This is a genomic window from Burkholderia sp. BCC1644 (assembly GCF_902833225.1).
Classification (GTDB): Bacteria; Pseudomonadota; Gammaproteobacteria; order Burkholderiales; family Burkholderiaceae; genus Burkholderia.
The window spans coordinates 400,642-427,050 of record NZ_CADFEI010000001.1 but is presented as its reverse complement, the minus strand read 5'-3'; the positions used below and the strand labels follow the sequence as shown (position 1 = coordinate 427,050).

The 26,409-nt window shown below is 68.3% G+C and carries 26 protein-coding genes; 16 read left to right on the top strand and 10 right to left on the bottom strand.

The window, feature by feature from the left end; genetic code table 11:
- The first annotated feature begins 3 nt into the window (after positions 1-3).
- The 6 genes from sctS (at position 4) to HWX87_RS01855 (ending at position 3,537) form a co-directional block, all read left to right on the top strand.
- The gene (sctS, locus tag HWX87_RS01880; RefSeq protein ID WP_046547810.1) at positions 4-267 is read left to right on the top strand and encodes a type III secretion system export apparatus subunit SctS; all 264 of its coding nucleotides are present in this window, start codon (positions 4-6) and stop codon (positions 265-267) included.
- A gap of 12 nt (positions 268-279) precedes the next feature.
- Entirely contained in the window at positions 280-1,110 is an 831-nt protein-coding gene (locus tag HWX87_RS01875) for a hypothetical protein (RefSeq protein ID WP_176045396.1), read from the top strand.
- Between the two features lie 168 nt (positions 1,111-1,278).
- Positions 1,279-2,388, top strand: a complete 1,110-nt coding sequence (locus HWX87_RS01870) for a secretion protein (RefSeq protein ID WP_176045395.1) — start codon at positions 1,279-1,281, stop codon at positions 2,386-2,388.
- Positions 2,389-2,418: 30 nt separating this feature from the next.
- Positions 2,419-2,649, top strand: a complete 231-nt coding sequence (locus HWX87_RS01865) for a type III secretion protein (RefSeq protein ID WP_176045394.1) — start codon at positions 2,419-2,421, stop codon at positions 2,647-2,649.
- Between the two features lie 93 nt (positions 2,650-2,742).
- Positions 2,743-2,946, top strand: coding sequence for a hypothetical protein (locus HWX87_RS01860; RefSeq protein WP_176045393.1), 204 nt, complete (start codon positions 2,743-2,745; stop codon positions 2,944-2,946).
- A 135-nt stretch (positions 2,947-3,081) separates the two neighbouring features.
- Positions 3,082-3,537 carry a CesT family type III secretion system chaperone gene (locus HWX87_RS01855; protein WP_046547806.1) on the top strand — a complete coding sequence of 152 codons (456 nt, stop codon included), beginning with the start codon at positions 3,082-3,084 and terminating at the stop codon, positions 3,535-3,537.
- Positions 3,538-3,586: 49 nt separating this feature from the next.
- Here HWX87_RS01855 and HWX87_RS01850 read toward each other — a convergent pair whose 3' ends face one another.
- On the bottom strand, positions 3,587-4,441 hold the full coding sequence (locus tag HWX87_RS01850; RefSeq protein ID WP_176045392.1) for a formyltransferase family protein: 855 nt from the start codon (positions 4,439-4,441) through the stop codon (positions 3,587-3,589).
- A gap of 232 nt (positions 4,442-4,673) precedes the next feature.
- On the opposite strand from HWX87_RS01850, the gene HWX87_RS01845 reads away from it, so the two are divergent.
- Positions 4,674-5,303, top strand: a complete 630-nt coding sequence (locus tag HWX87_RS01845; RefSeq protein ID WP_176045391.1) for a GNAT family N-acetyltransferase — start codon at positions 4,674-4,676, stop codon at positions 5,301-5,303.
- Positions 5,304-5,340: 37 nt separating this feature from the next.
- Here the strand turns inward: HWX87_RS01845 and bamE are convergent, their stop codons facing one another.
- From bamE to HWX87_RS01815, 6 genes are all read right to left on the bottom strand, one after another.
- Positions 5,341-5,781, bottom strand: coding sequence for an outer membrane protein assembly factor BamE (gene bamE / locus HWX87_RS01840; RefSeq protein ID WP_176045390.1), 441 nt, complete (start codon positions 5,779-5,781; stop codon positions 5,341-5,343).
- Between the two features lie 49 nt (positions 5,782-5,830).
- Positions 5,831-7,111 (bottom strand): hypothetical protein, encoded by a 1,281-nt coding sequence (locus HWX87_RS01835; protein WP_176045389.1) that lies wholly within the window; start codon positions 7,109-7,111, stop codon positions 5,831-5,833.
- Positions 7,112-7,217: 106 nt separating this feature from the next.
- On the bottom strand, positions 7,218-8,015 hold the full coding sequence (locus HWX87_RS01830; protein ID WP_176045388.1) for a response regulator transcription factor: 798 nt from the start codon (positions 8,013-8,015) through the stop codon (positions 7,218-7,220).
- A gap of 511 nt (positions 8,016-8,526) precedes the next feature.
- On the bottom strand, positions 8,527-9,000 hold the full coding sequence (locus HWX87_RS01825) for a GNAT family protein (protein WP_176045387.1): 474 nt from the start codon (positions 8,998-9,000) through the stop codon (positions 8,527-8,529).
- A gap of 102 nt (positions 9,001-9,102) precedes the next feature.
- Positions 9,103-10,200, bottom strand: coding sequence for a hypothetical protein (locus HWX87_RS01820; protein ID WP_176045386.1), 1,098 nt, complete (start codon positions 10,198-10,200; stop codon positions 9,103-9,105).
- 237 nt (positions 10,201-10,437) lie between these two features.
- A complete protein-coding gene (locus HWX87_RS01815; protein WP_176045385.1) occupies positions 10,438-12,564 on the bottom strand; it encodes a hypothetical protein in 2,127 nt (708 codons plus the stop codon).
- On the opposite strand from HWX87_RS01815, the gene HWX87_RS01810 reads away from it, so the two are divergent.
- Both HWX87_RS01810 and HWX87_RS01805 read left to right on the top strand, forming a co-directional pair.
- Positions 12,563-13,216, top strand: a complete 654-nt coding sequence (locus HWX87_RS01810) for a hypothetical protein (RefSeq protein ID WP_176045384.1) — start codon at positions 12,563-12,565, stop codon at positions 13,214-13,216. The genes HWX87_RS01815 and HWX87_RS01810 overlap by 2 nt on opposite strands.
- Positions 13,217-13,544: 328 nt before the next feature.
- Positions 13,545-14,210 carry a cation diffusion facilitator family transporter gene (locus HWX87_RS01805; RefSeq protein WP_176045383.1) on the top strand — a complete coding sequence of 222 codons (666 nt, stop codon included), beginning with the start codon at positions 13,545-13,547 and terminating at the stop codon, positions 14,208-14,210.
- A gap of 182 nt (positions 14,211-14,392) precedes the next feature.
- Here HWX87_RS01805 and HWX87_RS01800 read toward each other — a convergent pair whose 3' ends face one another.
- A complete protein-coding gene (locus HWX87_RS01800) occupies positions 14,393-15,583 on the bottom strand; it encodes a helix-turn-helix transcriptional regulator (RefSeq protein ID WP_176045382.1) in 1,191 nt (396 codons plus the stop codon).
- A gap of 280 nt (positions 15,584-15,863) precedes the next feature.
- On the opposite strand from HWX87_RS01800, the gene HWX87_RS01795 reads away from it, so the two are divergent.
- The 5 genes from HWX87_RS01795 to HWX87_RS01775 all read left to right on the top strand — a co-directional run bounded on the left by HWX87_RS01795 (position 15,864) and on the right by HWX87_RS01775 (position 21,258).
- Complete coding sequence (locus HWX87_RS01795) at positions 15,864-16,802, top strand: alpha/beta hydrolase (protein ID WP_176045381.1); 939 nt, start codon at positions 15,864-15,866, stop codon at positions 16,800-16,802.
- Positions 16,799-17,923, top strand: a complete 1,125-nt coding sequence (gene ribBA, locus HWX87_RS01790; protein WP_176045380.1) for a bifunctional 3,4-dihydroxy-2-butanone-4-phosphate synthase/GTP cyclohydrolase II — start codon at positions 16,799-16,801, stop codon at positions 17,921-17,923. The genes HWX87_RS01795 and ribBA overlap by 4 nt, the downstream gene beginning before the upstream one ends.
- 171 nt (positions 17,924-18,094) lie before the next feature.
- Positions 18,095-18,523 carry a helix-turn-helix transcriptional regulator gene (locus HWX87_RS01785; RefSeq protein ID WP_176045379.1) on the top strand — a complete coding sequence of 143 codons (429 nt, stop codon included), beginning with the start codon at positions 18,095-18,097 and terminating at the stop codon, positions 18,521-18,523.
- Between the two features lie 2 nt (positions 18,524-18,525).
- Positions 18,526-19,857 (top strand): type II toxin-antitoxin system HipA family toxin, encoded by a 1,332-nt coding sequence (locus HWX87_RS01780; RefSeq protein ID WP_176045378.1) that lies wholly within the window; start codon positions 18,526-18,528, stop codon positions 19,855-19,857.
- 165 nt (positions 19,858-20,022) lie between these two features.
- Entirely contained in the window at positions 20,023-21,258 is a 1,236-nt protein-coding gene (locus HWX87_RS01775) for an NADH:flavin oxidoreductase (RefSeq protein WP_176045377.1), read from the top strand.
- Positions 21,259-21,297: 39 nt separating this feature from the next.
- Here HWX87_RS01775 and HWX87_RS01770 read toward each other — a convergent pair whose 3' ends face one another.
- Positions 21,298-22,425, bottom strand: coding sequence for a VOC family protein (locus HWX87_RS01770; protein ID WP_176045376.1), 1,128 nt, complete (start codon positions 22,423-22,425; stop codon positions 21,298-21,300).
- 357 nt (positions 22,426-22,782) lie between these two features.
- Here HWX87_RS01770 and shiA point away from each other — a divergent pair, with 357 nt between their 5' ends.
- Both shiA and HWX87_RS01760 read left to right on the top strand, forming a co-directional pair.
- Positions 22,783-24,090, top strand: a complete 1,308-nt coding sequence (shiA, locus tag HWX87_RS01765) for a shikimate transporter (RefSeq protein ID WP_176045375.1) — start codon at positions 22,783-22,785, stop codon at positions 24,088-24,090.
- 203 nt (positions 24,091-24,293) lie between these two features.
- Entirely contained in the window at positions 24,294-25,595 is a 1,302-nt protein-coding gene (locus HWX87_RS01760) for a UDP-N-acetylglucosamine 1-carboxyvinyltransferase (RefSeq protein ID WP_175842561.1), read from the top strand.
- 96 nt (positions 25,596-25,691) lie between these two features.
- On the opposite strand, the gene HWX87_RS01755 is transcribed toward HWX87_RS01760, so the two are convergent.
- On the bottom strand, positions 25,692-26,309 hold the full coding sequence (locus HWX87_RS01755; protein WP_176045374.1) for a hypothetical protein: 618 nt from the start codon (positions 26,307-26,309) through the stop codon (positions 25,692-25,694).
- Positions 26,310-26,409 lie beyond the last annotated feature (100 nt).

The window sequence follows — 26,409 nt, the reverse complement described above, 5'->3', positions numbered from 1 at the left end:
GCCATGGACGTCGATTCGCTGGTTCACGCCGCCACCCAGGGCATGCTGCTGTGCCTGACGGTTTCGTTGCCGTTCGTGATCGCGGCCGCCGCGGTCGGGCTTGCCGTGTCGTTCGTCCAGGCGATCACGTCGCTGCAGGACCAGGCGCTGCCGTTCGCGGTCAAGCTGATCGCCGTGACGATCGTGCTGGTGATCGCCGCGCCGCTGTCCTGTGCGGCGATCCTGCATTTCGCGAACGAGATGATGCGTACGGCGTTTCCCAACTGACGCGAGGCCCGGATGACACGTATCGGCCCCCACTCCGCCGCACTCGCCGAGCAAGCGGCGGCCGCGCACAAGAAGTCGGCGAAACCGTCGCGCGCGAAGCCGGGCGGGCAATTCGCGACGCTGTATCGCGGCACCCGTTTCGCGCACGGCGGCATGCAGGCCCAGCAGAATGCGGTGCAGGCGCAGCGCGCGAAGAAAATGGCCGCGCGGCTTGCGCGCCGCCGGCGCGCCGCGCGCGGCAAGCGCGGCGCCGGGGCGAGCGACGGTGCGGATGGCGCCGACGCCGCCGGCGAACCGCCGGAACTCGAGGTGTCCGGCGACGAGCCTGAACGCCAGGGCGGACACGGTGGCGGGCGCGGCAACCAGGGCGACGATCAGGACGACGCGAACGAAACGGAACGGGTCGCCACGGCCACGTTCAGGACAGGCCGCCGCCCGGCCGGGCCGGTCGCGTTGGCGCATCCGGCGCAATCGCCGCCCGCCCCTACGCCCGGCCTCGATCCACACGCGCTGCGCGACGCGTGCGCCCGCGACCTGCTGGCGCTGCAACGCGAGTCGGCCGCGCAGCCCGGCGCCGGCGTCGCCGCGCAGGTGCACGCGTGGTCCACGCGCTGGCTGCGCGTGCAGCAGTCCGGCGTCGCGCTGCCCGCGGCCGATCTGGAGATGTTGCGCACGCAGCCGCCGAGGCGGGACGCAGCAACCGGCGCCGCGCCGCTGCCGGACGCGGCGCGCGATTTCAACCTGCTGGCCGGCCTGCTGCTGCGACAGTTCGACCGCCCGCGCACGCCACGCCAATGCGCGGACGCGCTCGATACGTTGCGCGCGCTGCGACGCCTGCCGTAGCGCGGCGGCGTCACCCGCAACTTCGTTCGACACGCGAAGTCTTCGCATCCGCGGCCGGCAGCGCCGCTTTTAGCCTCTACATTCACAGCGAGACGGACGATTCGCGCCCGTCGTGCACGGCGCCGCCGATTCGGCATACGGACCTGATATCGATTGAACGCTTCGCTCATGAAACAGCTACGGATACTGACGGGATTCCATGCGGGCGCGATGTTGCAGCTCGCGCCGGGTCAGCATCGGGTTCATGGCGGCGCCGATGCGGATATCCGTCTGACGGACTGGACCGGCGCGGACGTGACGCTCGACGTCGATCAGACCGGCGTCGTGCGCGCGATCACGCGTGTCGATGCGCCGGACGGCGAGCCCGCGGACGCCGCGGCCGAACCGGAAACGGTGATCCTGGCCGACTTCGTGCCGATGCGGTTCGGCGAGACGATCCTGTGCATCGGCCCCGACGACGTGCCGTGGCCGTCGGATCTCGACCTGCTGTCGACGCTGCTGACCCGGCCGGCCGACGCGCGGGTCGATGCCGAACGGCGCAAGCGCCGCCGCTACTACGGCGCGCTCGTCGCGTGCATCGCGATCGGCATCGTCGCGGGCACCGCCGTGCTGCTGACTACCGCGCCCGACAGCGAGGCCGCGCTGCGGCATGGCGCCGACTACCGGACCACCCGCATCCAGGACGCGCTCGCGGCCGCGCACATGACCGAGCTGCAGGTGCGCACGGTCGGGAACACGAGCGTCGTGACGGGCATGGTCGCCAACCTGGCCGACGACCAGCTCGTCCGCTCGACGCTCGCGAAGATCGCGTCGAAGGACGTCGTGCGCAGCTACGACGTCGCGCAGAACGCGATACATGGCATCGAGGATTCGCTCGGCATCGCGGGCGTGCGCGTCAAGTACCTGGGCAACGGCGAATTCGCGATCACCGGCACGGTCGACAGCAAGGACGCGCTCGACAAGGCCGTCACGCGCGTGCGCGCCGACCTCGATTCGAACATCCGGCGGCTCGTCGTGCAGGCGGTCGAGAATCCCGGCCACGCCGCGCCCGTGACCGGACAGTATTCGGAGATCGTGTCATCGGACACGGTGCAGTACACGCAGACGCCCGACGGCGTCAAACACATCTACGTGACGGATGCGCCGGCCGATCCGGCGCCGGCATCCGGCGTGCCGGTCGCCTCCGGACCGGCGGCACCGTCCGTCGACAGCAGCACGATCACGCGCAGCGCGGAGCAGGTGCGCGCTGCGCCCCACCCGGCTGCGCCGGACTCCTGACTTTCCACCGACCTCGACAGGACACGCGACATGTACGAGCCGATTACGCCCTACGCCAAGCAGTTCGACAACCTTTCCGCGATCGCCAGGGATCCGAACGCCGCGCCGACGATCGACGGGATCCAGCGCGCGCTCGCCGAGATCGCGGAGAACGTGAACAACGCCACGCCCGGCGCCGACATCGACAACAGGAATCGCGCGACGCTTTACCGCGGCCTGCTGGCGGCATCGCGCGTGATTCAGCAGATCCGGCACGCGTAGCGCGCTCCACTTCCGTTCTGTTCCGCTGCGGCCGATGCCGCTCGAGAACGGTTTATCCGTAGTAACCGTCGTCACTTCACCAGGAGAATCAACATGGCAGGTGCATTAGCAGGTGCAGGCGAAGCAGTCAGCAGCATCGCCGAATCAACGGCAGCACAGACCGCGATCACGAAAGCGAGCTCGGCGGCTGCCATTACCCAGGCCTCGAACAACGCCCAGCTGAATGCCGCGACGGCAACCGCCAACGCCACCAATTCGGCAACGGGTTCGCTCAAGGACATCGCGAAGAACCAGTAACGCGATTCTCACGCCCATTCGCACGCCGCACCGCGGCGCCCCCGCCGGCGCGACAGGCCAGCCCGACCCGCTCATCCGGCGGGCTGCGCCGCGCCGGCCTCCTCCCTCTCCCGCTTTCGCCGCGTCTGCCCGCTCATGAACGATCCCCGCTATCTCGAACTCGTGGCCCAGTTCTGCGCGGTCGTCGGCCTTCACGACGTCGACTACGTGCAGGAAACCGGCTCGGTCGAGGTCGAAGGGTTCGAGGTGCGCCTCGAGCACGTCGAGCGCGACCAGGAGGCGATCTACGCGAACTTTCATTTCGGCACCGTCACGGCCGGCCGCACGCTGCACATTTTCCGGCTGATGCTGGAAGCCAACCTGCTGATCTACGCGCAGGACCAGGCGCAGCTCGGCATCGACGCCGACACGGGCTCGATCGTCCTGATCCTGCGGCTGCCCTTCGATCCCGATTTCAGCGGCGCGGATCTCGCGGACCTGCTCGTTCACTATGCCGACCACGGCCGCTACTGGCGGCAGAACATCATCGAGTCGAGCGACGAGATGTTCGAAGGCATCGCGTCCGGCGAATTCTTCTGGCTGCGGGCGTGACCCCGTGACCGGCCGACTCGCGCCGCCCGTACGCGCCGCGCGCAGCGGATCACGGCCCGACGTCCGCGCGCCGGGCCAGGCTCAGCGCGCTCCATTCGAGCAGTGCGACGAAGCCGTCGGGTACCGCGATCACGGTCCAGCGACGGCTGACGTGCGCGATCGCACCCGGCTCGCATGCATGCCGTTCGTGCCAGCCGACGGCGCGCCGCACGTACAGCACGCTGCCGCCGACGTGTGCGATGCATTCGTGCAGCCCGTTGGCGCGGACCTGCGTCATCACGCGATCCACCGGCTGCGTGAAATCGAGGGTGCGGTCGGCATCCGACGGCATCGGCCAATGGCTGCCGCCCGCCTGCGGCGAGCGCGCGGCCCACAGCGCGTCGAAGTGGTGGGCGACCTGCCGCGCGAGCCGGCAGCCGGCCATCTGCACCTTGAGCTGCAGGCTTTCGTGGCATTCGTCGGCGGCGAGCGCGAAGCGCTCCTGCGCAAGGATTTCGCCGGTGTCGAATGCCGGCGCGATCCGGTGACAGGTCACGCCCCATTCGCGATGACCGTCCAGGATCGCGCGCATCAGCGGATACGGGCCGCGCGCGTCCGGCAGCGGCGAAGGATGGAAGTTGATCGCGTGCCGGACGTACGGCGTCCAGTCCGGAATCCGCCAGCCGTATCCGGCGACGACCAGCACGTCGCAGTCGAGATCGCGCAACGTGCGCAGCGCCGCCTCGTCGATTCGCGACAGGTGCAACGGCAGGCCGTGGCGCGTCGCATGCGACACGATCTCCGCATTCGAATTCACGCGGTCGTCGGTCACGAAGCTGAACAGCGATACGGGTGTCCATCCGGCGCTCACGAACGTCTCGAGTACACCGTGAAACAGATCGAATCCTGCGAGTGCAAAGCGCATGCGATATCTCCATCGGAGGAACGGCGGCGATCGCCGCCACCCGCGCTGCCGGTCATGCGGCGCCGCGCGTCCGCCAGCATGTCATGGCGTGCCGCGTCATCCGTGCCGCGCGGCGAACCCGGCGCCACCTGCGCGAAGACATTCCGTGACGCACATGCCGGTTCGCGCGTTCGCGCCACGGCGCACGCCATTGCGCAACACTGATACGACCGATCGATGACGAGCGATCATCATGCGACTCCCCCCGTTGACCCACCTCGAAACCGAATGGCTGATACTCCGACCGCTGGTGCCCGGCGATGCGCCCGCGCTCTTCGAGCAGATGCTGAGCGATCCCGAAACGATGAAGTATCTGCCGATCGGGCGTCACGGCGATCTCGCGCAAACCCACGCGTATATCGCCGAGGCCCGACGCGGCTGGCGTGACCGGACGCTGATCCGCTATGCCTGCGAGTGCCGCGCGACCGGGCAGCTCGCGGGCGTGATCGAGCTCACGCCGGACCTGCCGTGCGTGCGTCTGTCGGTGATGATCGCGAAACGCGGCGGCACGCGACGCCGGCGCGCATGCCTGATGGCGCTGCAGGAGCTGCTCGGCTGGCTGCTCGGCCAGCGCGGCGTGCAGCGGATCTATGCGCACTGCGTGGCCGGCGGTCCGGCCGGTCACTGCATCGAACGCCTGGGGTTCCGGTGCGAAGCGGTGCTGAAGCGCCACGAGCCGCAGCCGAATCGCGACCTGGACGCGGCGGACTGCCTGCTTTACGTGTTGACCCGGCACGCGTGTCCGGCCGTGCCGGCGCCCGATGCCGGCACCTGGCTGCGCGAGCTGCTGCGCGATTCGTCCGGCGGCCGCGCGCGGCTGTGATGCGCGCGGGGCCGCCCGCCGAGCGGCCTGCGCCGCGCTACGACGCGTCCGCCGCGTCCGACGTGCCCGGCGTCGTGCTCGCGCCGGGCGCGACGTATTGCGCGCACGCCGGGTCTTTCCAGTAAGTTGCCTGAACCAGCTGGTGCGTATCGAATTGCACCTGGTACTGGCACGTCGCGTATTCGCCGGGGCGGCCGGTTCGCAGTTTGAAGAGATAGTTCCACACGCGGACGCCGTAGGTGCCTTCGCTGAAATGCGGTTCGTGAATCAGCAGGTACACCTGGTTCCCGGTGATCCCGGGCACGACTTTCCGCAGGTCGCGCGTGCTGACTTGCTTGCCGCCGGCCACCCAGGCCGTGCCCGGATCGGGAAACACCGGCGCGCCGTTCGCCGCGGATGGCGAGGTCGCGCTGCAACCCGCTAGCAGCATGCCGCCCAGCCACGCGATCGCGGCGCCCTGCATCGTGTCGATTCTCATGTCGAAGCCGGAAATCCCGAAAGTTGAAAAGGAAGAAAGCGATCCGCGTTCATGCGCCGCGCCGCGTGCATCCCGCGCGGCAGTACCAGCGGCAACGCAGGCTGCGGCGATGCGGACAGTTGCCTGTCGGCGCGCGCGGGCGTCGCTCGTCCAGCCATTCGCGCGCCTGCGCCACGTACCGCACGACGTTCACCACGCCCGCGGCTTCGTTGCCCGATGCGACGGACGACGGATCGCCTGCATCCGCGCCGGTTCCGGTACCGACGCCGGCCTCGTCGGATGACGCGGATGGCCGTGCATGACGGGGCATCCACCCGCGTTCGACGAGACTGGCCTCCAGTGCCCGCACACCGGGCAGCGCCGCGCCGTGCGCGGCCAGCGAACGCCCCGTGGCGGCCGCGAGCGTGCCAGCGCGGCGCACCGTCGCACTCGCGTAGCGGCCGGCCGTGCCGGCGGCGTCAGCCATCGCGTCACGTGCGGAACGGGCCGGTGGCGCCGCTTCGTCGCGCTGTGAGGTCGGCATCTGCGACGGGGCTGTTGCGGGCGGCGTGGATACCCGGCGTTCGGCATCGGGCAGCGCGTGACCGGCGGCCACGGAGCGTTGCTCTGTCTGCGCGGCGGGTGCGTCGGGTCCGGTATGCGGTGGGAGTGCGAGCGGCGCTGCCTTTCCGGCGAAGGCCATCGCTTCGCCGGGCGCACCCATCGTGTCGCCAGCTTCGCCGACTTCGCCGCCGGCGTGCGGGGCGACGTCGTACTGGCTTGCCGTACGCGACATCGGCTGTGCATCGGCCGCCGACGGCCATGCATTTTCGGCGCCAGGCTGATGAAGCAAGTCGCCCCCCGGTGCCGACGGAAACGGCAGTGCGCCTTCGGACGCCGCCAGATCCGGCGCCTGCCGCTGCTCCGCGTCGCCGCCGTCATCCGGCACGATGCCCGACGCGGCATCGTTACCGGCCTGCGCGTTCCCGGTGAGCGCGGGCAGGATGCCCGTCTGCGTGGCCAGGCCCGTGCCGGGCGCCACCGGCCCTGCCGCGCCGCCTCGCATGCCGGGCGCACCGGACGCACCGGACGCCGTGCGCGGCCACAGAGCGCCGTTACGCGCCGTCCCGGGCGCCGTGCCGGCGGGCTGGCCCTGCGGCTGCCCGCCACCGGCCGCGTCCTTCAGTTCCGCGCCCCCGCCGCCGATCAGCGCGAGCAGGCTCAGCACGACGTCGCCGTCGAGCTGTACCGCATCGCGCACGCCATCTGACTGCGCGCCGTCGGGCCCGCGTGCGTCGTCGGCCCGGGTGGTGTCAGTTGCCGCGCGGTGCGATGGAATGTGCGAAGACATGGCGGCGAACCGGGGTGAACAGGATGGCACGCACGGCCATGCGCCGACGCCGCGGCAAGCAGCGCGCCCCGGCTCGATCGATCGTCGCGCGTGCCCGTGTCATGCGTCAGCGCCCATTGGCCGCGTGCCGCGCGACCGGTGCATCGAAGTCGTCGGCATAGGCGGGCACCGGCATCGTCGTGCGTTGCCGCGCCGGCGCGACGCGGTGTTCGCGCGTCTGGATGAAGATGCGGTAGCCGACGGCATACATCGTGCGCAGGTAGACGCCATGCTCGCCGTTCAGGCTGAGCTTCTTGCGCAGCTTGTAGATGTGCTGTTCGAGCGAACGGCTGACGACGTCCTCGGGGCTGCCCCACACCGCCCGCGCGATCTCGCCGCGGGCGACGTACTTGTCGAATTGCGAGAACAGCATCCACGCGATCGCGAACTCGCGCGACGTAAGCCGGATCACGTCGCCGGCCACGCTGACCGTCGACGCGTGGCGATCCAGCCGGTACGGGCCGCACGTCAGCCGCTCGCGGTCCGCGCTGCCGCGCGTGCACTGGAGGCGGCGGCTGGTGAGGCGCAGACGCAGCAAAAGCTCCGGCAGGCTGATCGGCGCGAGCACGATCTCGTCCGTTTCGTAGTCCAGCAGGTCCACGGCCTCCATGCTGTCGTTCGACGAGCAGATCAGGATCAGCGGCGCGCGCTGGACACCGTGGCACGCGCGATGAACGAGCACGGGATGCTGCGGATCGATGCCCGCCTCCATGCTGATCAGGATCGCGTCGAACTCGCGACGCGTGAGCGCGCGGGCGAAGGTCGTTTCGTCGTCGAACCGGTCGACGGCGATGCCGTTCGCGGCGAGATGGCTGCAGATTGCATCGCGCCGCGTCATGTCTTTGGAGAAAACCGCAAGATTCATTATCAGCTCGTTCCCTGGATGAGCAGGCAGGAAATGCGTCGTCCATGCCGGCCGGCGAGCGGCGTCATGCGAGGAGCGATGCCATGGTTCCGACTGCGGCAACTGGACGCCCCGGCTGTCGCGACAGGCTGCGTCGGCGACGGCGGATGCGATGGATGCAACGTACAGCTCCGGTTCGATAATCCGGATCGTGAGTGGAGAGTGTCTGGCCAATCGGCGAAATATGCAGCGAATATGGATATATCGCGTCGCCTTGAATTCGTCATGCATGCAACGATCATCGGTATTGGATACCAATGAATGAATTCCTCCGGAAAGGATTCGATTTGTTTATCTTTAATACGTAAACAAATGAATATCGATTCGATAAAGCCGTTTAAGCCGACCCTATAAGTCGCGATGAAAACGATTATATGGATTTATGCTGACTCTTTCATGAACCGCATCGGCACTGCTCGCCGGACAGACGCATTCGGCTCGCCGCGATGTCGTTCGCCCCGCGCGCATCACATCACGCCTCCGCGCACTCCGGCTGCGCCAGGTCGCGGTTCATCGCCGCGAGATAGCGGCCGTCGAGGAAGCGGCACTCGTGTTTCAGCATGCCGTAGAGGATGAAGTCGGTCCGGTCGGACGCCCCCTCGCGGATCACGCCTTCGCGCCGGAAGCCGAGATTTTCGTCGAGCTGCTGCGCGGCCAGGTTGTCGGCGCGGACATAGCCGCTGATCCGGTTGCAGCGCAACAGGATGAACGGAAAACGGAACGCCGCGCAGACGAACCCGGGCGTGATCACGTGCGGCGAGCCGGCCACCGCGAAATGCATCGCCACGCTGGGGCCGTTGTAGGCCTGGTACACCACGCCCGCCACGAGCCGGCCGTCCTTCTCGAGGCCGATCGCGTCGTCGTAGTTGGGGTAACGCGCTTCCCCCGTCAAGGACGCGACGAACTGCATCACGTCCTCGCTTCGATCCAGAATGAGCCGTCTCATGCCAATTGCGAATGCCATGCGGCGAGGCGCATCGCGCCTGCCGCGTCGTCAGTCTTGTCCGGGCCGCGGGTGGCCGCGGCCGGTCCGGTCGCGCCCGCCACGTCAGACGGTGACCGTCTGCCCCTGCGGATCCACCGGCCCGAGCCCGAGCTGGCTGAGCTTTTCGACTTCCTTGCCGGTCGCCGCATCCTGCGCTTCGCCCTGGCTGCCGCGCAGGTCGCCCGCCGATACGCTGACGTCGGACGCATCGATCGTTTCGCGGCCCTGCGGCTGGTGCTTGCCGTTCGTCGAGCCGGTATTCAGGATCTCGGCTGCCGTGCTCTTGCCGCTGTCGAACGTGACCGAGCCGTCCGGGTTCTGCTTGCCGATGCTCTTGCCGCTCTTGTCGTAGATGTTGCCCTGATCGTCCATCTGCACCTGCACCGTGCCCTTGTCCGTGCTCAGCTTCACGTTGTGCAGCCCCTGGCCGGCTTGCCCGGAGCCGCCCAGGCCGAGCGGGAGCCCGCCGTTCGCAGACGGCGAGTTGCCCGATTGCGGCACGGTGCCGGTCGGCGACGAGCCGTCGCCGAGCGTGATCGTGATGGTCTGGCCGCCGGTCGGCGAATTGCCCATGCCGATGTTGACGTTCTGGCCGCCGGGCACGCCGTTGGCGCCATTCGCGCTGGACGAGCCGTTGTTCTGCGGGTAGCTCACCGGAATCGTCGAACCGGCGTCCGTGCCGCCGGTTCCGCCGCTGCCGTTGCCGTTCGGGCCGCGCAGGTCGCCCGCCGATACGCTGACGTCGGACGCATCCATCGTTTCGCGGCCTTGCGGCTGGTGCTTGCCGTTCGCCGAGCCGGTGTTCAGGATTTCGGCCTCGGGGCTCTTGCCGCTGTCGAACGTGAACGAACCGTCCTGGTTCTGCTTGCCGATGCTCTTGCCGCTCTTGTCGTAGATGTTGCCCTGGCTGTCCATCTGCACCTGCACGGTACCCTTGTCCGTGCTCAGCTTGACGTTGTGCAGCCCCTGGCCTGCGCCACCCAGGCCGTTCGCGCCACCGTTGCCGCCGGCCGGCGGCTTCAGGAGCGCGGCCAGCGAACCGGCGTCCAGCGTGAAGTTCACCGGCTGATTCGCGGACGATCCACCATTGGCGCCGGAATTGCCGAAATCGGTCGGCGTGGTCGTCGACGGACTGACGGTAATCGTGATATTCGCGGCCATATCGGACACTCCTGTCTTTGATTGGAAGTATTTACCCGGCTTGCGTTTCGTGCGGTCAATATAGGTGAGTGACTGACGCGATACGGGAAGCGGTGCGTATCGACGCGCATAAATACGAAGCGAAATATCGATTAAGGTGCGTCATAATTACCTGGCTAATACACATAATCATGAAAAAATGACTGCCCTTCCTGCAATCGCCTGTTTCTTCGTCGATCGTCGGCCATTGCCGCGACCCTAGCGCCGCCCCATTGCCGAACCGAGCGCCGATTCGAGACGGTCGGTCGGCGATTGCGCCATATGCCTGACGACCGGATCGGGATCGTCCTTCATCTGCTTCGCCTTGTCCTCGTCGAGCGGCTTCTGCGCGACACCGCCGGCCGCGGTTCGCAGATGCGCGATCGCCTCCATCTTCGACATCCCGAGATCGCGCATCAGTTGCAACGCCGACGCGATGTCGCTGCCGCCGTCGGACCGCCGGTCGTCGTCGACCGCCTTCCGGTAGAACTGCTTCAGGTCCTTGTGGCGCACGCGGCTGCTCGCCTGCAGATAAGCGGGCGCCAGCGAGTGCCGGCCATGGCTCTCTTCGAGCATGCCGACCACGCGCGCGGCCGCATGCTTCTTCACGAGATCGACTTCCTGCTTCTTGTTGTCGGTCGACTTGTTCTCGTTGAACTTGTCGAACTTGATCGGCAGGAGGCGCCCGATGCGCTGCTGGTTGACGGTATCGCGAATGCCGGCCCAGTCGCCCTTTTCCGTCGCATCCGGCTCGCCGTCGAGCTGTTTCTCCAGCCGGTTGCGCATCGCGCCATCGGCGATGGCCGCCATCTTCTTGTCGCGATAGTGCTGCTTGAGCGAATGGGCCGCCTTGCGATTGTCGAGCAGGTCGCGCCCGGACAGGATCGCGCCACCGGCGATCGCCGCGGGCGCGACGCCGTGCGTGCCGACCGCAAGGCCAACGCCGGCCCCGATCCCCACCGCCGACATCGTCGTCTTGATCGCGGACCGGATCACGCGGTTCTTGCCCTGGACTTCGGCGATGTAGCGTCCGGTCAGCACGTCGAGCATCTGCTCCCGCTGGGGGCCCTCGGGCTGGCTCAGGATCGCCACCTTGAGGTCGTAGCGGGACTGGAAGTCGGTCTTTCCCGCGATTTCCGACAGCGACACCTCGTGGCCGCCCGTCTTGATCTTCGGGGCGTCGCCGGAGGCCGGCCAGTTGCCCAGCTGCTTCTGGTAGCGGCTCTTGCGCATCGCGGACGAGCCGAGTTCCTGCGCCGCGTAGACCGTATTCACGCCTTCGTGCGCCAGGGCCAGCGCGGACGCCGGCGACGAGGTCAGGTGCGCCTTCGTCAGACCCTGCACGATCCCGCCTTCCGGTTTCGTCTTGTTCAGCAACTGGGGCAGCGCGTTCTCGTTGTCGACCTTGATCCATCGCCCGAATCTGCGCAGTGCCTTCGCGCCGACGGATGCGTTCGGCACGAGCTGGCCCAGCGCTTCGCCATGCGGGCGCGGCGCCGCTTCCTGCTTCCCGGTGCTCGTCGTTCCTTCCGCTTTCTTGTCCGGCGGCACTTCGCCGCTTTTGCGCGTGGCCAGGTCGCCCGGCGGCTTGGTCGTGACGGGCGCGGTCAGCGGCGTCGTCGATTCCGACGGCGGCTTCGGCTTCGTCGCGTCGATCCCGCTGCCGGCGGCCTTGTCCGACGTGCTGGTGATCGCCTCGAAATGGCCGTGCTGGTCCCAGACGACGACACGATGTGTCGGCGCCTGCCCCGCTTGGCGCTGGCTGCCGTGGAACTGGCCGATCGTCGTGACCGGATGCGCGTCGTCGATGCCCGCCTGCACGACACCGACCTGCATGTCGACGCCGAACTTATCGTTCACGAGCGAGACGATTGCCGCGCCGTGCCCGCCTTCGTTGGTATCCAGCAGCAGCATCCTGCCCTTCTCGTTCGGGTGCTGTGCGTCGAAGGCAGTGCGGATCTCGCTCACCGCCTCGTCGAGCGCCGGACCGTCGAGGTCCGGCTTCGCGCACTGCACGAGCGAGTAAATCGAGCAGTTGTTGTCGCGGCCGCTGTTGCGGATCGGCTGCATGTCCTGTCCGGCCAGCGACTGCTCGAAGCGCGCGTTGGACGAGCGGGTTGCTTCGAGTTGCGCGTTGCGCGCCGCCTGCGGCACATCGGCGACGACCGGCGTGTGCTTGTCCTTGCCGGACGACGGTTTGACGGACGGCGGTGTGCGGGCCGGCGTGTCGAGGTCGGCGGTTTCGCCGAAAAACGTGTCGAATACGCGACCGAGGCGCGCCACGTGGTCGCCCGTCGCGGGCGGGTCGGTGGTCTCGTCAGCCTTGGCGGTCTTGGCGGTTTTCATGACCGATGTCGTCTCGGTCTCCGTCTCGTGCAGCGTGGCGGCGACGACGGCCGGCACGTGCCGGGGCTCGGCCGTCTCGACCTCGCTCGTCTTGTCCGTGATCGACGCGGGCCGGCTCTTCGATTTCAACGACGCGAGCGATGCGCTCGAGCGTGGCGGCGGCGATTTCCTGACGGTAAAGCCCGTCGTGCGCTCGCTACCCGGCGGCGCGCCGTGCTGCGCGACGCCATCCAGCGCCTTCAGCGTTTCCGCGCCCCAGTCGGACAGTGATTCCCTCGACTTCTCCGCCGATTTCCTGGGCGAGCGCGTATCCAGCCCGGCGAGCTGCGGTGGCGGCGTCGCGCCTGGCGGCGCCTTGTGCTTGCCGGTTTCCGGCGCCTTGCGTTCGCCGGACGTCGTCGAGGGCTCGGGCTGCCGCCGCTCGAGCAAGGCATTGCTGATCTTTCGGAACATGGAGGTCTCGCGGCAGGATCGTACTGCGCGCTACGTTGGCATAGTGCGCGCGCGGATCCGGCCACGACACGAAGCGAGCACCATTTTCACGAAGGCCGTTCGTGCTCGTCCTCGAACGGATGCGTACAACAGCGCCGCGTTGCGCGGCGAATGCGAAAAGATGTGCGGGGCACCGAATCCGTCGCGATTTCCGGCGTGACGCATCCACTACACTCGCTCCGGCATGTTCGGCGATCGTCAAATCAACGCGACGACGTCGGTCCGCAACAAGCAGGCGCTTCGGCGATTCCTTCAGCGACGGCGCGCGTCGAAAATCCACACCGGGTACGACAAGTCAGCGGCGCACCGGCAACCGGCGCCTCGCCTGATCGGGCCCGGCAGCGTGGAGGAAGGCATGGGCCCGAAGGCGGCGCGCCTGACACAGCGCGACACCCGGCCGGTCGGGCCATGCCGCCGCTGTCACTGATCTGCCACCGTTGACCGGTAGCGTTCGGGGCTGACCCACGCTATCGACAGACGAATCCGCCATGCAGCGCACGTCGCGCGCCACGCCCCACGTTTATGCGGCCACGTCCCGCGCCCTCGCCGTCAGCCTCGCGATCAACCTGCTGCTGCTCGCGGCCGAGACGGTCGCGGCGTGGTCCGCGCATTCGTCGGGGCTGCTCGCGGACGTCGCGCATGCGGCGATCGACCTCGCGGCCGATGCGCTGATCCTCGTCGCGTGCCGGCTTGACGCACGCTTGCCGCCGGAGCGGCGCCCGACCTACGAACCGCTCGCGCTCGCGGGCCTCGGCGCGCTGCTCGTCGCGACCGGCGCGCAGATGATCTGGCACGCGATGAACCGGTTCGATACGCCGCCCGTCGTGCAGCCGGGTGCGGCGACGCTCGCGCTCGTCGCCGTCACGCTCGCCGGCAAGGCCGTGCTGTCGTCCTGGATGTTGCGCAAGGCGCGCGAGACGGGTTCCGCGTTGCTCGAGGCGAGCGGCTGGCATGTGCGTACCGATGCGCTGTCGTCGTTGCTCGCGGCGCTTGCGATGAGCGCGGCACTGGCCGGCTTCGGCCGCCTCGACGACGTGGCCGCGCTCGCGATCGGCGCGCTCGTGATCCGCACGGGCGCCGGGTTCATCCGGCGCGGCCGTGCGCAGTGGCCGGCGCTGGCCGAGTGGGCGAATCGCTCGACCCGCGGGTCGTGAACGCGGCGGGTATCGCCGAACGTCCGATACGTGCCATCGGCTCGAATGAAGAAGAGGCTCGCACCGTGCGAGCCTCTTTTGCGTGACGCCGTCGACACCGCACAACACACGATGTGTCGATCGATGCCGATGTAGCGCCAGACGATTGCGTCCGCTGCCGATGGGTCGGCATCGGCATCCGCCTAGCCGAGCGGCACGACGCTCCCGAGCAGGATCCGCACGAGCGTCGCCTGCCGTGTGACACCCGTCTTCGAGAAGATCGCGCGCAGGTGCGTGCGCGCCGTGTTCTTGCTGATCCCCGATTCCTCCGCCGCTTCCTCGAGCGTCAGCCCGTTCGTCAGCAGCAGTGCGAGCGACGTCTCGGCCGGCGTCAGGTCGAACAGCTTGCGGATGATTTCCTGCGCACCCTGCGGCTTGCGGTCGGGGTCGCGCAGGAACAGCGTGACGGCCGGCCGCCGCTTGTTGTCCTCCGACCAGTCGGACAGCAGCACCGTGCGTACCAGCAGCCCGAGGCGCGGCTTGTCGAAGCTGCGCGTGATCGGCATCGCCTCGACGGTCGCCGTGGCCGTGCCGTGGTGGCCCATCACCGCGTGGCGGATCAGCCGCTTCAGCGTGCGGTTTTCCTGCGCGTCGGTCGCCTCGATCGTGCCGCGCGCAATCGTCAGACCGTTGTTCTGCTTGAGGATCTCGTCGGCGACGCTGTTCATGTCGATGATCGTGCCGTTCTCGTCGAGCGCGATCGTGCCGACCTGCATGCGGTCGATCGCGTTCGCGTAGATCGAGCGTTCGACCTCAGCCGAGTCGAGCCGCGAATGCAGTTCGATCGCGCGCTTCAGGTGCGGCAGCAGCAGCGCGCAGATCGCCTTGTCGCGCGCGGAGAACTGCTTCGACGCATGGTTGCGGCACACGCGGAACCGGCACTCGACGCCCGACGGCGTGCGCAGGTCCGCGCCGAGGATATAACGCACGTCCTGCGGCTTCAGGAACTGCTTGTACAGCTCGCTCGACAGCCAGCCGGTGTCGCCGAACACGTCGTCGACCGTGACGACGCGATCGGCCGGCAGGCCGACGAACGGGTCGAGGGAATAGTAGTAATCGTTGTAGGCCGCCTGGCCCTCGCCCGGGACGACCGGGCCGAACTCCGACGCGTGCACCGACAGCGGCGCGCGGCGATCGCTCGCGGCCGCGCGCAGGATCAGCGTCACGTAGTTCGCCTGCAGCCAGCGACGGACGAGTTCGAGCGCACCGGCCCACGGCGGCGTCTCCAGCGGCCCCTGGTAGATGCGCGCCATCAGCTCGCTGAAATCCGCGACGCCGATATCGGCCTCGTCACTTGTTGCCTGGCTCTCTTGCGGAGCCCATCTCGTCTCCATCAGCACGCTCCATCCTCCATACGACATGTTTCCGGTGCGACCACCCGCGCCGCCATGATTAAGACGCGTCTAAATTCAGGCGTCATCGGGAGATTCACTGAATGGTGAGAATTGGCTATCTGCGCTTGCGAACCATCGTCCAATCGGATGATGTGGCGCCCTGCCCGCTGCGCTGGAATGCCCGTCAGGCCGTACCGGCAAGCGTCCGGTGCGGACTCAGGGAAAACCGCGACACGGGTTTACCTGATTCAGACCGCATTCGATTCAGACAGGAGTTCCCATGCCGCTCGACCCTCAGGCGCAGGCGCTGCTTGCCGCATTCGCCCAAGCCCCCGCGATCGATTTCGCCCAGCTCACCGTTCCCGCCTACCGTGCGAGCCTCGCCGCGGGCGGCGCCTTCGCATCCGGCGATGCCGTCGCCGCCGAGGAGGACTGGCAGATTCCCGCATCGGACCGCCCGTTGTCCGCACGGCTGTATCGGCCCGACGCCGACGGGCCGCTGCCGCTGACCGTGTTCTTCCATGGCGGCGGCTTCGTGTCGTGCGGCATCGACTCGCACGCGAACCTGTGCCGCAGCCTCGCGCAGCGGGCCCGCACGCTCGTGCTGTCGGTCGACTACCGGCTCGCGCCCGAGGCGCGCTTCCCGGCTGCCGCGCACGACGCATGCGACGCCGTGCGCTGGGCGGCGGCCAGCGCACGCGATCTCGGCGCGCGCGCGGGCGCGGTGGCCGTGGCCGGCGACAGCGCGGGCGGCAATCTTGCGGCGGTCGCCGCGTTGCAGTTGCGCGGCTCGGGGATCGCGATCGCGCATCAGTTGCTGCTGTATCCGGTCGTCGATTGCGCGACCGAGCATCCGTCGTATGAATCGCTCGGCGACGGCTATTTCCTGACGGCCGACATGATGCGCTGGTTCAAGCATCACTATTTCGACGGCGGCGCCGATCGCGCGTCGCCGCTTGCCAGCCCGCTCGCCGCGCCCGACGTCGCGGGCGTTGCACCGGCGACGATCGTCAGCGCCGAATTCGATCCGCTGCGCGACGAGGCCGAAGCCTATGCGCTGCGTCTCGCGCAAGCCGGCACGCCGGTCACGCTCGTGCGCTGGCCGGGCCAGCTGCACGGTTTCGCGAGCATGCTCGGCGCCGTCGACGCGGCCGACCGCGTGTTGACGTTCGGCGCCGCCGCGCTGCGCCGCGCGTTCGACGCCACGGAGGCGCAATGACGCTCGCCAGCACGCTGGAAATCGTCGACGAGCTTCGTGCGGGCCGGATGGTTCTGCTCGTCGACGAAGAGGATCGCGAGAACGAAGGCGATCTCGTGATCGCCGCCGATCACGTGACGCCCGACGCGATCAATTTCATGGCGCGCTTCGGGCGCGGCCTGATTTGCCTGACGCTGACCGCCGAGCGCTGCGCGCAACTGCGGTTGCCGCCGATGGCCGACCATAACGGCACGCCGTTCGGCACCGCGTTTACCGTCAGCATCGAAGCGGCCGAAGGCGTGACCACCGGCATTTCGGCGGCCGATCGCGCGCATACGATCCGTGCGGCGGTGCGGGCAGGCGCGCGCCCCGACGATCTCGTGCAGCCCGGCCACGTATTCCCGATCGCCGCTCGTCCGGGCGGTGTGCTCGTGCGCGCGGGGCATACCGAGGCCGGCTGCGATCTCGCGGCGCTTGCCGGGCTCACGCCGGCGTCGGTGATCTGCGAGGTGATGAACGACGACGGCACGATGGCGCGCCTGCCGGAGCTGAAGACGTTCGCCGCGCATCACGGGCTGAAGATCGGCACGATCGCCGACCTGATCCACTACCGTCGCGAGCACGAATCGCTGGTCGAACGCGTCGGCGAGCGGCCGCTGCATACACCGTGGGGGCGGTTCCGCGCGATCGAGTATCGCGACGCGGTGCATGGCGCGCCGCATCTCGCGCTCGTGCGCGGCGAGCCCGATCCCGCGACCCCCGTGCTGACGCGCGTGCACGAATGCCATTCGCTGCTCGACCTGCTCGACGCGGAGCCGTCCGCGCATTCGTGGCCGTTGCACGCCGCGCTGCAGCGGATCGACGCGGCCGGTTGCGGCGTGGCGGTGCTGCTCGATTGCGACATGCGCGGCGACGCGATGCGGATGCCGGCCGGCAACGCACGCCGCGACGGGCGCGTGACCGGGATCGGGTCGCAGATCCTGCGCGACGTCGGCGTACGGCGGCTGAACGTGCTGTCGAGTCCGTTCCGGCTGCCGGCGCTGTCGGGGCACGATCTGGAGATCATGGCGTTCATCCCGCTCGGGGACGACGATCCGGAAAGCACACGGGGCGCGCACGCGAATCCGCTTCGGGCTGCTTGATGCGCGGGCGTCGTGCGCGACGCCTGATGCGGGATGGCCGGCCGGTTTTGCGGGTAACAGGCTATCGTTTGTTTTTGTTAAATACAGTCTTGGGTTTGTATTTTAGCAATACATGCCATAGACTGTATTTTCCGATTACAAACGATCGCCTGTCATTCAGCGGAGCGCCCGATGGCCTTTCCTGTCCAGACCCTGCCCCAGTTGCGCCCGATACTTGTCGGCTTCCGGAAATCCGCGGGGCTGACACAGGCGCAATTGGCCGCCCGCCTGGGCGTCACGCAGCAATCCTACGCGCAGCTCGAAGCCAATCCGTCGGCGGTCAGCATCGAGCGGCTCTTCAAGGTGCTGAACGCGCTCGGCGTTCGGATGACGCTCGACTTGGGAGCGCCGGACGAATTGGCGGGGCCCGCCGATACCGATACCGGTACCGATGCCCGGCCGGCGCCTCGCAAGCCGGCCGCGAACACACGTACGCCGGATGCCACGCGCGGTGCCGCAACAGCAAAAGCCCGAACCGGAACCACGACCGGCGCCGCGCGCAAGCGGTCCGCACCGGCAGCGCCGGACAAGCCGCGCGTCTCGAAACGGGAGGACTGGTGACGATGGCTGCGCGTACCCGTCACGACCGGCTCGACCTGTGGATGAACGGCATTCCGGTCGGCTACTGGGAAGTCCGGCGCGGCGTCGAGCGCCTCGTCTACCTGCCGGGCTGGCTCGACGATGCCCAGGGGCGGCCGCTGTCGCTGTCGCTGCCCTTCACGCCCGGCAACCAGCCACATCAGGGCGCGATCGTCGCCGACTACTTCGACAACCTGCTGCCCGACAGCGAGCCGATCCGCCGCCGCATCGCGCAGCGTTACCGGCTCGGATCGACGGCGCCGTTCGAACTGCTCGCGTCGGTCGGCCGCGATTGCGTCGGCGCGATCCAGATGCTGCCGCCCGGCGAGACGCCGGTTGACCTCGAGTCGATCGACGGCGTAACGCTCGACGACGCAGCCGTCGCCGACGTGCTGCGTCACGCGACCGCCGCGCCACTGCCCGGCCGCGCGGAGCCGGACGTCGACCTGCGCCTGTCGATCGCCGGCGCGCAGGAAAAGACCGCGCTGCTGCGTCAGCGAAACCGCTGGTTGCGGCCGTCGGGCAGCACGCCGACGACGCACATCTTCAAGCTGCCGCTCGGGCGCGTCGGGAACATGCAGGCCGACATGCGGACGTCCGTCGAGAACGAATGGCTGTGCTCGAAGCTGGTCGCCGCATATGGCCTGCCGGTCGCGCCGTGCGAGATCGGCAGGTTCGACGACCAGAAGGCACTGATCGTGGAGCGCTTCGACCGGCGTCCTTCGCGCGACGGCACGTGGATCCTGCGGCTGCCGCAGGAGGACATGTGCCAGGCGACCGGCACGCCGTCGGGCGCGAAATACGAATCCGACGGCGGCCCCGGCATCGAGACGATCATGGGCATCCTCGCGAATTCGGCCGACGCCGCGCCCGACAGGACGAATTTCTTCGTCGCGCAACTCGTGTTCTGGGTGCTGGCGGCGATCGACGGCCACGCGAAGAACTTCAGCATCGCGCACTTGCCCGGCAACACGTACCGTAGCACGCCGCTGTACGACGTGCTGTCCGCGCATCCGATCATCGGCACGCGCCGCAATCAGCTCCCGCCGCGCCGTGCGCGGCTCGCGATGGCCGTGTGCGGGAAGAACCGGCACTACGTGATCGGCGAGATCCAGCCGCGTCACTGGATCGCGCAGGGCCGTCGCGTCGGCCTGACCGAAGACGACGTGCACGCCGCGATGGCGGCCGTCGCCGCGCGCACGGAGCCCGCGATTGCCGAAGTCGCCGCGCAGATCCCGGCGGATTTTCCGGCGGACGTGGCGGACGCGATCTTCGGCGGCATGCGCCGCCAGAGCCGCAAGCTTGCGGGTGCGTGATCACGCGCACCGCATCGGAGGGTGTCGACGGCTCATCCCGGCGAGCGGTGAAGCTTGCGGGCATTTCAGGCCGGTCCGGGCGAAGGGCTCGTCCACCCGGACGATGCACGCCCGCGCCATCGCAGCACAATGGTCGCCGTGCCCATTCCCGACACGCTCGCCCCCATGGAATCCGCCGACCTCACGACCGCGTTCAGCCCGCTGCAGATCGGCCCGCTGACGCTGCGCAACCGCCTGATCAAATCCGCCACCAACGAGGGCATGACGCCGAACGGCTTGCCGTCGCGTGCGCTCGTCGGCTTCCACGAGCGCATTGCCGAAGGCGGCGCCGCGCTGACGACCGTCGCGTACTGCGCGATCAGCGACGACGGCCGCACGTTCGTCGACCAGGCACAACTCGACGTGCCGACAGTCCGGCAATTCCGCGCGCTGACCGACGCCGTCCATCGCCACGGCGCGGCCGCGTCCGCGCAGATCACGCACGGCGGGTGCTTCACGTTCCTGCCGTCGTTGTCGACGAAACGCCCGTTGAGCGCGTCGGGCGGTTTCAACAAGGTCGGCGTGATGAGCGGCCGCTTCCTGAAGCAGGCGATGACACGCGACCAGATGTCGGCGATCGCCGACGAATTCGCGCGGGCGGCGCGGCACGCGCGCGACGCCGGTTTCGACGCGGTCGAAATCCACATGGGGCACGGCTATCTGCTGAGCCAGTTCCTGTCGCCGCTGTACAACCGCCGCCGCGATGCATACGGCGGCGACGCGGCGCGCCGCGCGGCGTTCCCGGTCGAGGTGCTGCGCCGCGTGCTCGATGCGGTCGGCCGGGATCTCGCCGTCGTCTGCAAGATCGGCGTGACCGAGGGCGTGCGCGGCGGCGGCACCGCCGACGACGCATGCGAGATCGCGCGCCGGCTGGAAGCCGAAGGCGCGCACCTGCTGGTGCTGAGCGGCGGGATGAACGTCGAATCGGTGTGGCAGCTATTCGGCAGCCCGCTGCCGGGCGAAGCGCGTGCGAACGCCGACAACGCGATCGTGCGTACCGCGATGACGCTGCAAAAGCTCACCGAACCGAAGATGGGCGCGTTTCGCGAGATGTATTTCCTCGAGCATTCGAAGCAGGTGCGCGCGGCCGTCAGGATGCCGCTCGCCTATCTCGGCGGCGTGCGTTCGCGGGAAAACGTCGAGCAGGCGATGCGCGAAGGGTTCGACGCGGTCGCGCTCGCCCGGGCGCTCGTGTTCGAACCGGGATTCGTGAACGGGCTGCGCGACGGCCGGCTGACGCAATCGGGCTGCACGTCGTGCAACCGCTGCGTCGTGTCGATGTACACGCCGGGCGGCACGGCGTGCGTGCTGGGCGAGCCGAACGACCCCGCGCCGAACCGCGTGCCGGCCGCGGCCGCGTGAAACTTGACCCGTGACCCGTGACGCCGGTGCGCGGGCCGCTCAGCCCGCGTCGCGCGCGCGGGCGAGTGCCGCGAGGTTCCCCTCGCCGAACCCGTGGTGCCCCTTGCGCTGCACGATCTCGAAGAAGATCTCGCCGGGCCGGCGCTTCACGAAGGTCTGGAAGAACAGCTTCGGCACACCGTCGCTGCCGATCTCGCCGTCGACCAGCACCGCGCGGCGGCGCAGCGCGTCGAGATCGACGCCGTGCCCGGGCAGCCGTGCATCGACGTCGTCGTAATAGCGCGCGGGTGGCTCGATGAATTCGACGCCGTTCGCACGCAACGCATCGACGCACGACAGGATGTCGTCGGTGGCCAGCGCGACATGCTGCACGCCCTCGCCCGGATGGTCGGGCAGATACGCGTGCATCAGCTCGGTGCGCCGCGTGCCTTCCTCGTAAACCGGAATCCGCACCGCGCCGCACGGCGACACCATCACGCGCGATTCCTCCGACACATGCCAGTGCGCATCGATTTCGTGGATCTCGCGAAAATGCAGCAGGTCATGGTAGAAATCCAGCCACTCCCGCATGCGCCCCGCGCCGACGGTTTGCGTGAAATGGTCGACCTGCTGCAGCCCGACGCCTGCGCATTCGAGATCGGTGTGCGCGGTGGCGATGTCGATCGGCCGGAAATCGATGTCGAAGATCGAGATGTCGCCGACGCCGCCGCGCTGGCCGTCCCGCCCGCGCCAGCGGTCGATGAAATACAGGTGCGAATCGCCGATGCCCTGGATCGCCGGGATCTTCAGTTCGCCGACACCCACCTTTTCGCCCTCGAACGCCCATGCGCCGAGCTCGATCGCCCGCTCGAACGCGCGCCGGGCGCTCGCTACGCGCAGCCCGATCGCGCAGACGCCCATCCCGTATTCCTCCGCATAGCGCGCAGCGAACGAATCGGGCTCGGCATTGATCAGGAAATGCATCTGCCCCTGCCGGTACAACGTGACGTTCTTGCTGACGTGGCGTGCGATCGCCTTGAACCCGAGCTGCTCGAAGCGCTGCGCGAGCGCCTCCGGCACGGGCGCCGCGAATTCGACGAATTCGAGGCCGGCCATCCCGAGCGGATTGGCGGCCGGATCGGCAACGGGCGGCGTATCGCTGGACAGCGGGTGGGAATTGCCGGGCATTCCAGTCTCCGGGGGCATGCGGTCGATGGGGATGGCGCCCGTTGCGTGCGGCATGCGCGGCCGATGGGGCGGCCGCGCATCCGCCCCGAACGGGCGAATTGTCGATGCTGCAGATTTTAACCAGATCGTTCACGGCGGCACACCCTGGCCGAACGGGATATCGTCACGCCGCTTAGTGCAAACCCGAAAAGCGTTCGATAATCGCACGGACTTGAACGATAATCGCGCACTTTATCCGATTGGCCAATTGCCGCCATGCGGCGCGCGCCCTATTCTCCGTTCACCCATCGACTTCAATGCAGCATCGGACGCGGCGCCGCCACGATTCCACGATGCGCCGTGCCAGGAGACACCGCCATGACCCCAACCTTCGACACCCTCGACGCCGCCGCTGGCGCCCGTGCGCGCAGCCAGGCCCGCAAGGCCGCGATCGGCAGCTTCGTCGGCGCCGTCGTCGACTGGTACGACTTCCTGCTGTACGGGATCGTCGCCGCGCTGGTATTCAATTCCGAGTTCTTCCCGAAAGTCAGCCCGACCATGGGCACGCTCGCGGCGTTCGCGACGTTCGGCGTCGGTTTCCTGTTCCGGCCGCTCGGCGGCGTCGTGTTCGGCCACTACGGCGACCGGCTCGGGCGCAAGCGGATGCTCGTGCTGACCGTGATGCTGATGGGTCTGTCGACGGTCGCGATCGGCCTGCTGCCTGCGTTCTCGACGATCGGCTGGTGGGCGCCCGTGCTGCTGGTGCTGATGCGTGCGATCCAGGGTTTCGCGGTCGGCGGCGAATGGGGCGGCGCGGCGCTGATGGCCGTCGAGAGCGCACCGAAGCAGAAGAAGGCGTTCTACAGCAGCGGCGTGCAGGTCGGCTACGGCGTCGGCCTCGTGCTGGCCACGGGCATCGTGTCGATCCTGAGCCACACGCTCGGCGAGGCCGCGTTCAAGTCATGGGGCTGGCGCCTGCCGTTCGTGTTCAGCATCGTGCTGGTGCTGATCGGGTTGTGGGTGCGCAAGAACATGGACGAGTCGCAGGAGTTCGTCGAGAAGGTCGAGCATGGCAACCGCAAGCTGCGCCTGCCGGTGCTGGAAGCGCTGACGCGCCATCCGAAGGCGTTCCTGCTGATCATCGCGCTGCGGCTCGCCGAACTGTTCACGATGTATATCGTCACCGCGTTCGCGCTCAGCTATTCGACGACGAACCTCGGCATGTCGCGCGACCTGTTCCTGAACATCGGCCTGCTGGTCGGCGCGGTGAGCTGCGTGACGATCCCTTGCTTCGCGTGGCTGGCCGACCGCTACGGCCTGCGCCGCATCTACCTGATCGGCGCGGTGATCGGCCTGGCGTCCGCCGTCCCGTTCTTCGTCGCGCTGGAAGCGCGGTCGATCGCGTGGATCGTGATCTTCTCGATCCTGCTGGCGAACGCCGCGCACGACATGGTCGTGAGCGTCCAGCAGCCGCTGTTCACCGAGTTGTTCGGCGCCGAATACCGCTACAGCGGCGCGGGCGTCGGCTACCAGTTCGCGAGCGTCGTCGGCGGCGGGTTCACGCCGTTCATCGCGGTCGGCCTCGTCAGCCTGGCCGGCGGGTCGTGGCACCTCGTCGCCGGTTATCTCGCGGTGGGCTGCCTGATCTCGCTGGTGGTCGCCGCGCGGATGCGGGCCGCGCAGTGACGGAATGAGTGCGTGGCCGGCGCGACTCGTGGCCGGCCATTTCCCCACGCCGGCAGGCAATCGACCTGCCGTAGCGCAGGCGCAACGTCAAACACCGTCAATCGCACGCCCCGATCCCCCTTTTCCCCTCTGAACATTCCACGCCGCCGGCCGACCAATGGCATCATATGGGCCTACGTCAGTCACCGATACGCCCCCATATCATGTCGAATCTCATCGTCCACGGCGGCACTCCGCTGCGCGGGGACATCAAGCCGTCCGCGAACAAGAACGCCGTCCTGCCGATTCTGTGCGCCACCCTGTTGACCGATCAGCCGCTGCGTCTCGTCGGCGTGCCGGACATCACCGACGTGCGCAAGATCCTCGACATCTTCCGCACGCTCGGCAGCGACGTGTCGGTCGACTTCACGACGGGCCTGCTCGAACTCCACCATCGCAACACGAAGTTCGATCCGGCCGTCCACCGGCTGCCCGAGGCGATGCGCTCGTCGATCATGCTGATTCCGCCGCTGCTCGCGCGCTTCGGCGTCGCGCGCCTCGAGAACGACGTGAAAGGCTGCACGCTCGGCGTGCGCGAAATCGACCCGCACGTCGAGGTGTTCGAGCGCTTCGGCGCGCACATCGAGCGCACGCCCGATTCGCTGATCGTTCGCACCGACGGCCCGCTGACGGCCAACGATCACTGGTTCGACTACGCGTCGGTGACGACCACCGAGAACTTCGCGCTGTGCGCGACGACCGCGAGCGGCACGTCGACGCTGATGAACGCGGCGTCCGAGCCGCACGTGCAGGAGTTCTGCCAGTTCCTCGCGATGATCGGCGTCACGATCGAAGGTATCGGCACGTCGCGGCTGTGCGTGACGGGCGGCGGCAAGCTCGGCGGCGGCGAGTTCCGCTTCGCCGAGGATTTCCACGAGATCGCGACGTTCCTCGCGCTCGGCGCGATCACCGGCGGCGACATCACGGTGCGCAACTCGTCGCCCGAACATTTTCCGCTGATCGACCGCACGTTCGCCAAGTTCGGCGTCAACGTCACGCACCGCGACGGCTGGTCGCGCGCGGAACGCGACGGCCCGCTGCGCGTGCGCCGGCCGTTCACGCAGAACATCCTGACCAAGGTCGAAGCCGCCCCGTGGCCGTACCTGCCGGTCGACCTGCTGCCGATCTTCATCGCGCTCGGCGTGCGCGCGGAAGGCAGCGCGATGTTCTGGAACAAGGTCTACGACGGCGCGCTCGGCTGGTCCGGCGAACTGTCGAAGTTCGGCGCGCACGTGCTGCTGTCCGATCCGCACCGGCTGATCACGTTCGGCGGGCTGCAACTGACGCCGGCTCGCGTCGAGAGCCCGTACATCATTCGTGTCGCGATTGCACTGCTGATGGTCGCCGCGAGCATCGAAGGCCGCTCGGAAATCATGAACGCGCTGCCGATCCGCCGCGCGCATCCGCATTTCGTCGAGAATCTGCGCTCGGTCGGCGCGAACGTCGAATGGACGAGCAGCGAGTAAGGCACTGAAGGACGCGGCGCGCGTGGCACGGGCGCCGCGTTCGACCGGCGGTTCGTTTTGACAGGCCGCCGGCCGCTTCCTGTTACCCCTCCCGCATTATTCGCCACCGCCGCCGCAATCGGCATCGCCGGCGCCCATGTGGTCGAAGCCGTAGAGCATCACGGCCGTCGTACCACGCGCGGGGTTGCTCGGGCGCGTCGCGAGGCGTTCGTCGAGCGCGTCCGACGGATACTGGACGCTCGTATCCATCACGTTGCCCGGCTGCGACCGTAGTTCCGCCTCGGTCAGCTTGCTCCCCTCCGCGCGCGGCAGCCCGAATGCCTTGCGCACCTCCGCCGCGTTCCACGTTCCCTTCAGCGTGACCGTGACCATCTGCAGCTCGCCATGCTCCCAGTCCAGGTCGACCTTCGTCGCGAGCGGATGCACGCTGGCCGCGAGCCGGTCGGGGAACGCCGGGCCTTCGTAGTACGCCTTCGTGTTCTTGCACGCGTCGCCGGTGTTCCGGTACTTCTTCAGCGAGCAATTGAAGCGCTTGTCGCGGTAGCCGAACGTCGTTTCGACGTAGCAGCCGAATTTCGGCGACGTCATGCGCGGCCATGCACGGATATCGACGGCCGGTTTAGGGAGGGTTGCGGCGGTGATCGCAGGATTCGCCGCGGCAAGCAGCGGCATGGCCGCGACGAGCACGGCCAAGACGGATTCTCGGAGTGTCATTGTTCTGTTCCAGTCGGAGCGGCGATTCTAGCGCGAGCGCGGCTTCGCCAGCGCGGCCGGTCTGCGCGATAATCGCTCAATTCTGCGCGCTCACCGCACC

What these genes read in the sequence shown, in the direction of transcription:
- HWX87_RS01825 (WP_176045387.1), bottom strand. Translation starts at nt 9,000, where the DNA reads ATGAGACGGCTCATTCTGGATCGAAGCGAGGACGTGATGCAGTTCGTC.
- HWX87_RS01805 (WP_176045383.1), top strand. Translation starts at nt 13,545, where the DNA reads ATGCAGCGCACGTCGCGCGCCACGCCCCACGTTTATGCGGCCACGTCC.
- HWX87_RS01865 (WP_176045394.1), top strand. Translation starts at nt 2,419, where the DNA reads ATGTACGAGCCGATTACGCCCTACGCCAAGCAGTTCGACAACCTTTCC.
- HWX87_RS01820 (WP_176045386.1), bottom strand. Translation starts at nt 10,200, where the DNA reads ATGGCCGCGAATATCACGATTACCGTCAGTCCGTCGACGACCACGCCG.
- HWX87_RS01770 (WP_176045376.1), bottom strand. Translation starts at nt 22,425, where the DNA reads ATGCCCGGCAATTCCCACCCGCTGTCCAGCGATACGCCGCCCGTTGCC.
- HWX87_RS01800 (WP_176045382.1), bottom strand. Translation starts at nt 15,583, where the DNA reads ATGGAGACGAGATGGGCTCCGCAAGAGAGCCAGGCAACAAGTGACGAG.
- HWX87_RS01855 (WP_046547806.1), top strand. Translation starts at nt 3,082, where the DNA reads ATGAACGATCCCCGCTATCTCGAACTCGTGGCCCAGTTCTGCGCGGTC.
- bamE (WP_176045390.1), bottom strand. Translation starts at nt 5,781, where the DNA reads ATGAGAATCGACACGATGCAGGGCGCCGCGATCGCGTGGCTGGGCGGC.
- HWX87_RS01875 (WP_176045396.1), top strand. Translation starts at nt 280, where the DNA reads ATGACACGTATCGGCCCCCACTCCGCCGCACTCGCCGAGCAAGCGGCG.
- HWX87_RS01785 (WP_176045379.1), top strand. Translation starts at nt 18,095, where the DNA reads ATGGCCTTTCCTGTCCAGACCCTGCCCCAGTTGCGCCCGATACTTGTC.
- HWX87_RS01830 (WP_176045388.1), bottom strand. Translation starts at nt 8,015, where the DNA reads ATGAATCTTGCGGTTTTCTCCAAAGACATGACGCGGCGCGATGCAATC.
- sctS (WP_046547810.1), top strand. Translation starts at nt 4, where the DNA reads ATGGACGTCGATTCGCTGGTTCACGCCGCCACCCAGGGCATGCTGCTG.
- HWX87_RS01760 (WP_175842561.1), top strand. Translation starts at nt 24,294, where the DNA reads ATGTCGAATCTCATCGTCCACGGCGGCACTCCGCTGCGCGGGGACATC.
- HWX87_RS01795 (WP_176045381.1), top strand. Translation starts at nt 15,864, where the DNA reads ATGCCGCTCGACCCTCAGGCGCAGGCGCTGCTTGCCGCATTCGCCCAA.
- HWX87_RS01835 (WP_176045389.1), bottom strand. Translation starts at nt 7,111, where the DNA reads ATGTCTTCGCACATTCCATCGCACCGCGCGGCAACTGACACCACCCGG.
- HWX87_RS01780 (WP_176045378.1), top strand. Translation starts at nt 18,526, where the DNA reads ATGGCTGCGCGTACCCGTCACGACCGGCTCGACCTGTGGATGAACGGC.
- ribBA (WP_176045380.1), top strand. Translation starts at nt 16,799, where the DNA reads ATGACGCTCGCCAGCACGCTGGAAATCGTCGACGAGCTTCGTGCGGGC.
- HWX87_RS01845 (WP_176045391.1), top strand. Translation starts at nt 4,674, where the DNA reads ATGCGACTCCCCCCGTTGACCCACCTCGAAACCGAATGGCTGATACTC.
- HWX87_RS01810 (WP_176045384.1), top strand. Translation starts at nt 12,563, where the DNA reads ATGACCGATGTCGTCTCGGTCTCCGTCTCGTGCAGCGTGGCGGCGACG.
- HWX87_RS01860 (WP_176045393.1), top strand. Translation starts at nt 2,743, where the DNA reads ATGGCAGGTGCATTAGCAGGTGCAGGCGAAGCAGTCAGCAGCATCGCC.
- HWX87_RS01815 (WP_176045385.1), bottom strand. Translation starts at nt 12,564, where the DNA reads ATGAAAACCGCCAAGACCGCCAAGGCTGACGAGACCACCGACCCGCCC.
- shiA (WP_176045375.1), top strand. Translation starts at nt 22,783, where the DNA reads ATGACCCCAACCTTCGACACCCTCGACGCCGCCGCTGGCGCCCGTGCG.
- HWX87_RS01870 (WP_176045395.1), top strand. Translation starts at nt 1,279, where the DNA reads ATGAAACAGCTACGGATACTGACGGGATTCCATGCGGGCGCGATGTTG.
- HWX87_RS01755 (WP_176045374.1), bottom strand. Translation starts at nt 26,309, where the DNA reads ATGACACTCCGAGAATCCGTCTTGGCCGTGCTCGTCGCGGCCATGCCG.
- HWX87_RS01775 (WP_176045377.1), top strand. Translation starts at nt 20,023, where the DNA reads ATGGAATCCGCCGACCTCACGACCGCGTTCAGCCCGCTGCAGATCGGC.
- HWX87_RS01850 (WP_176045392.1), bottom strand. Translation starts at nt 4,441, where the DNA reads ATGCGCTTTGCACTCGCAGGATTCGATCTGTTTCACGGTGTACTCGAG.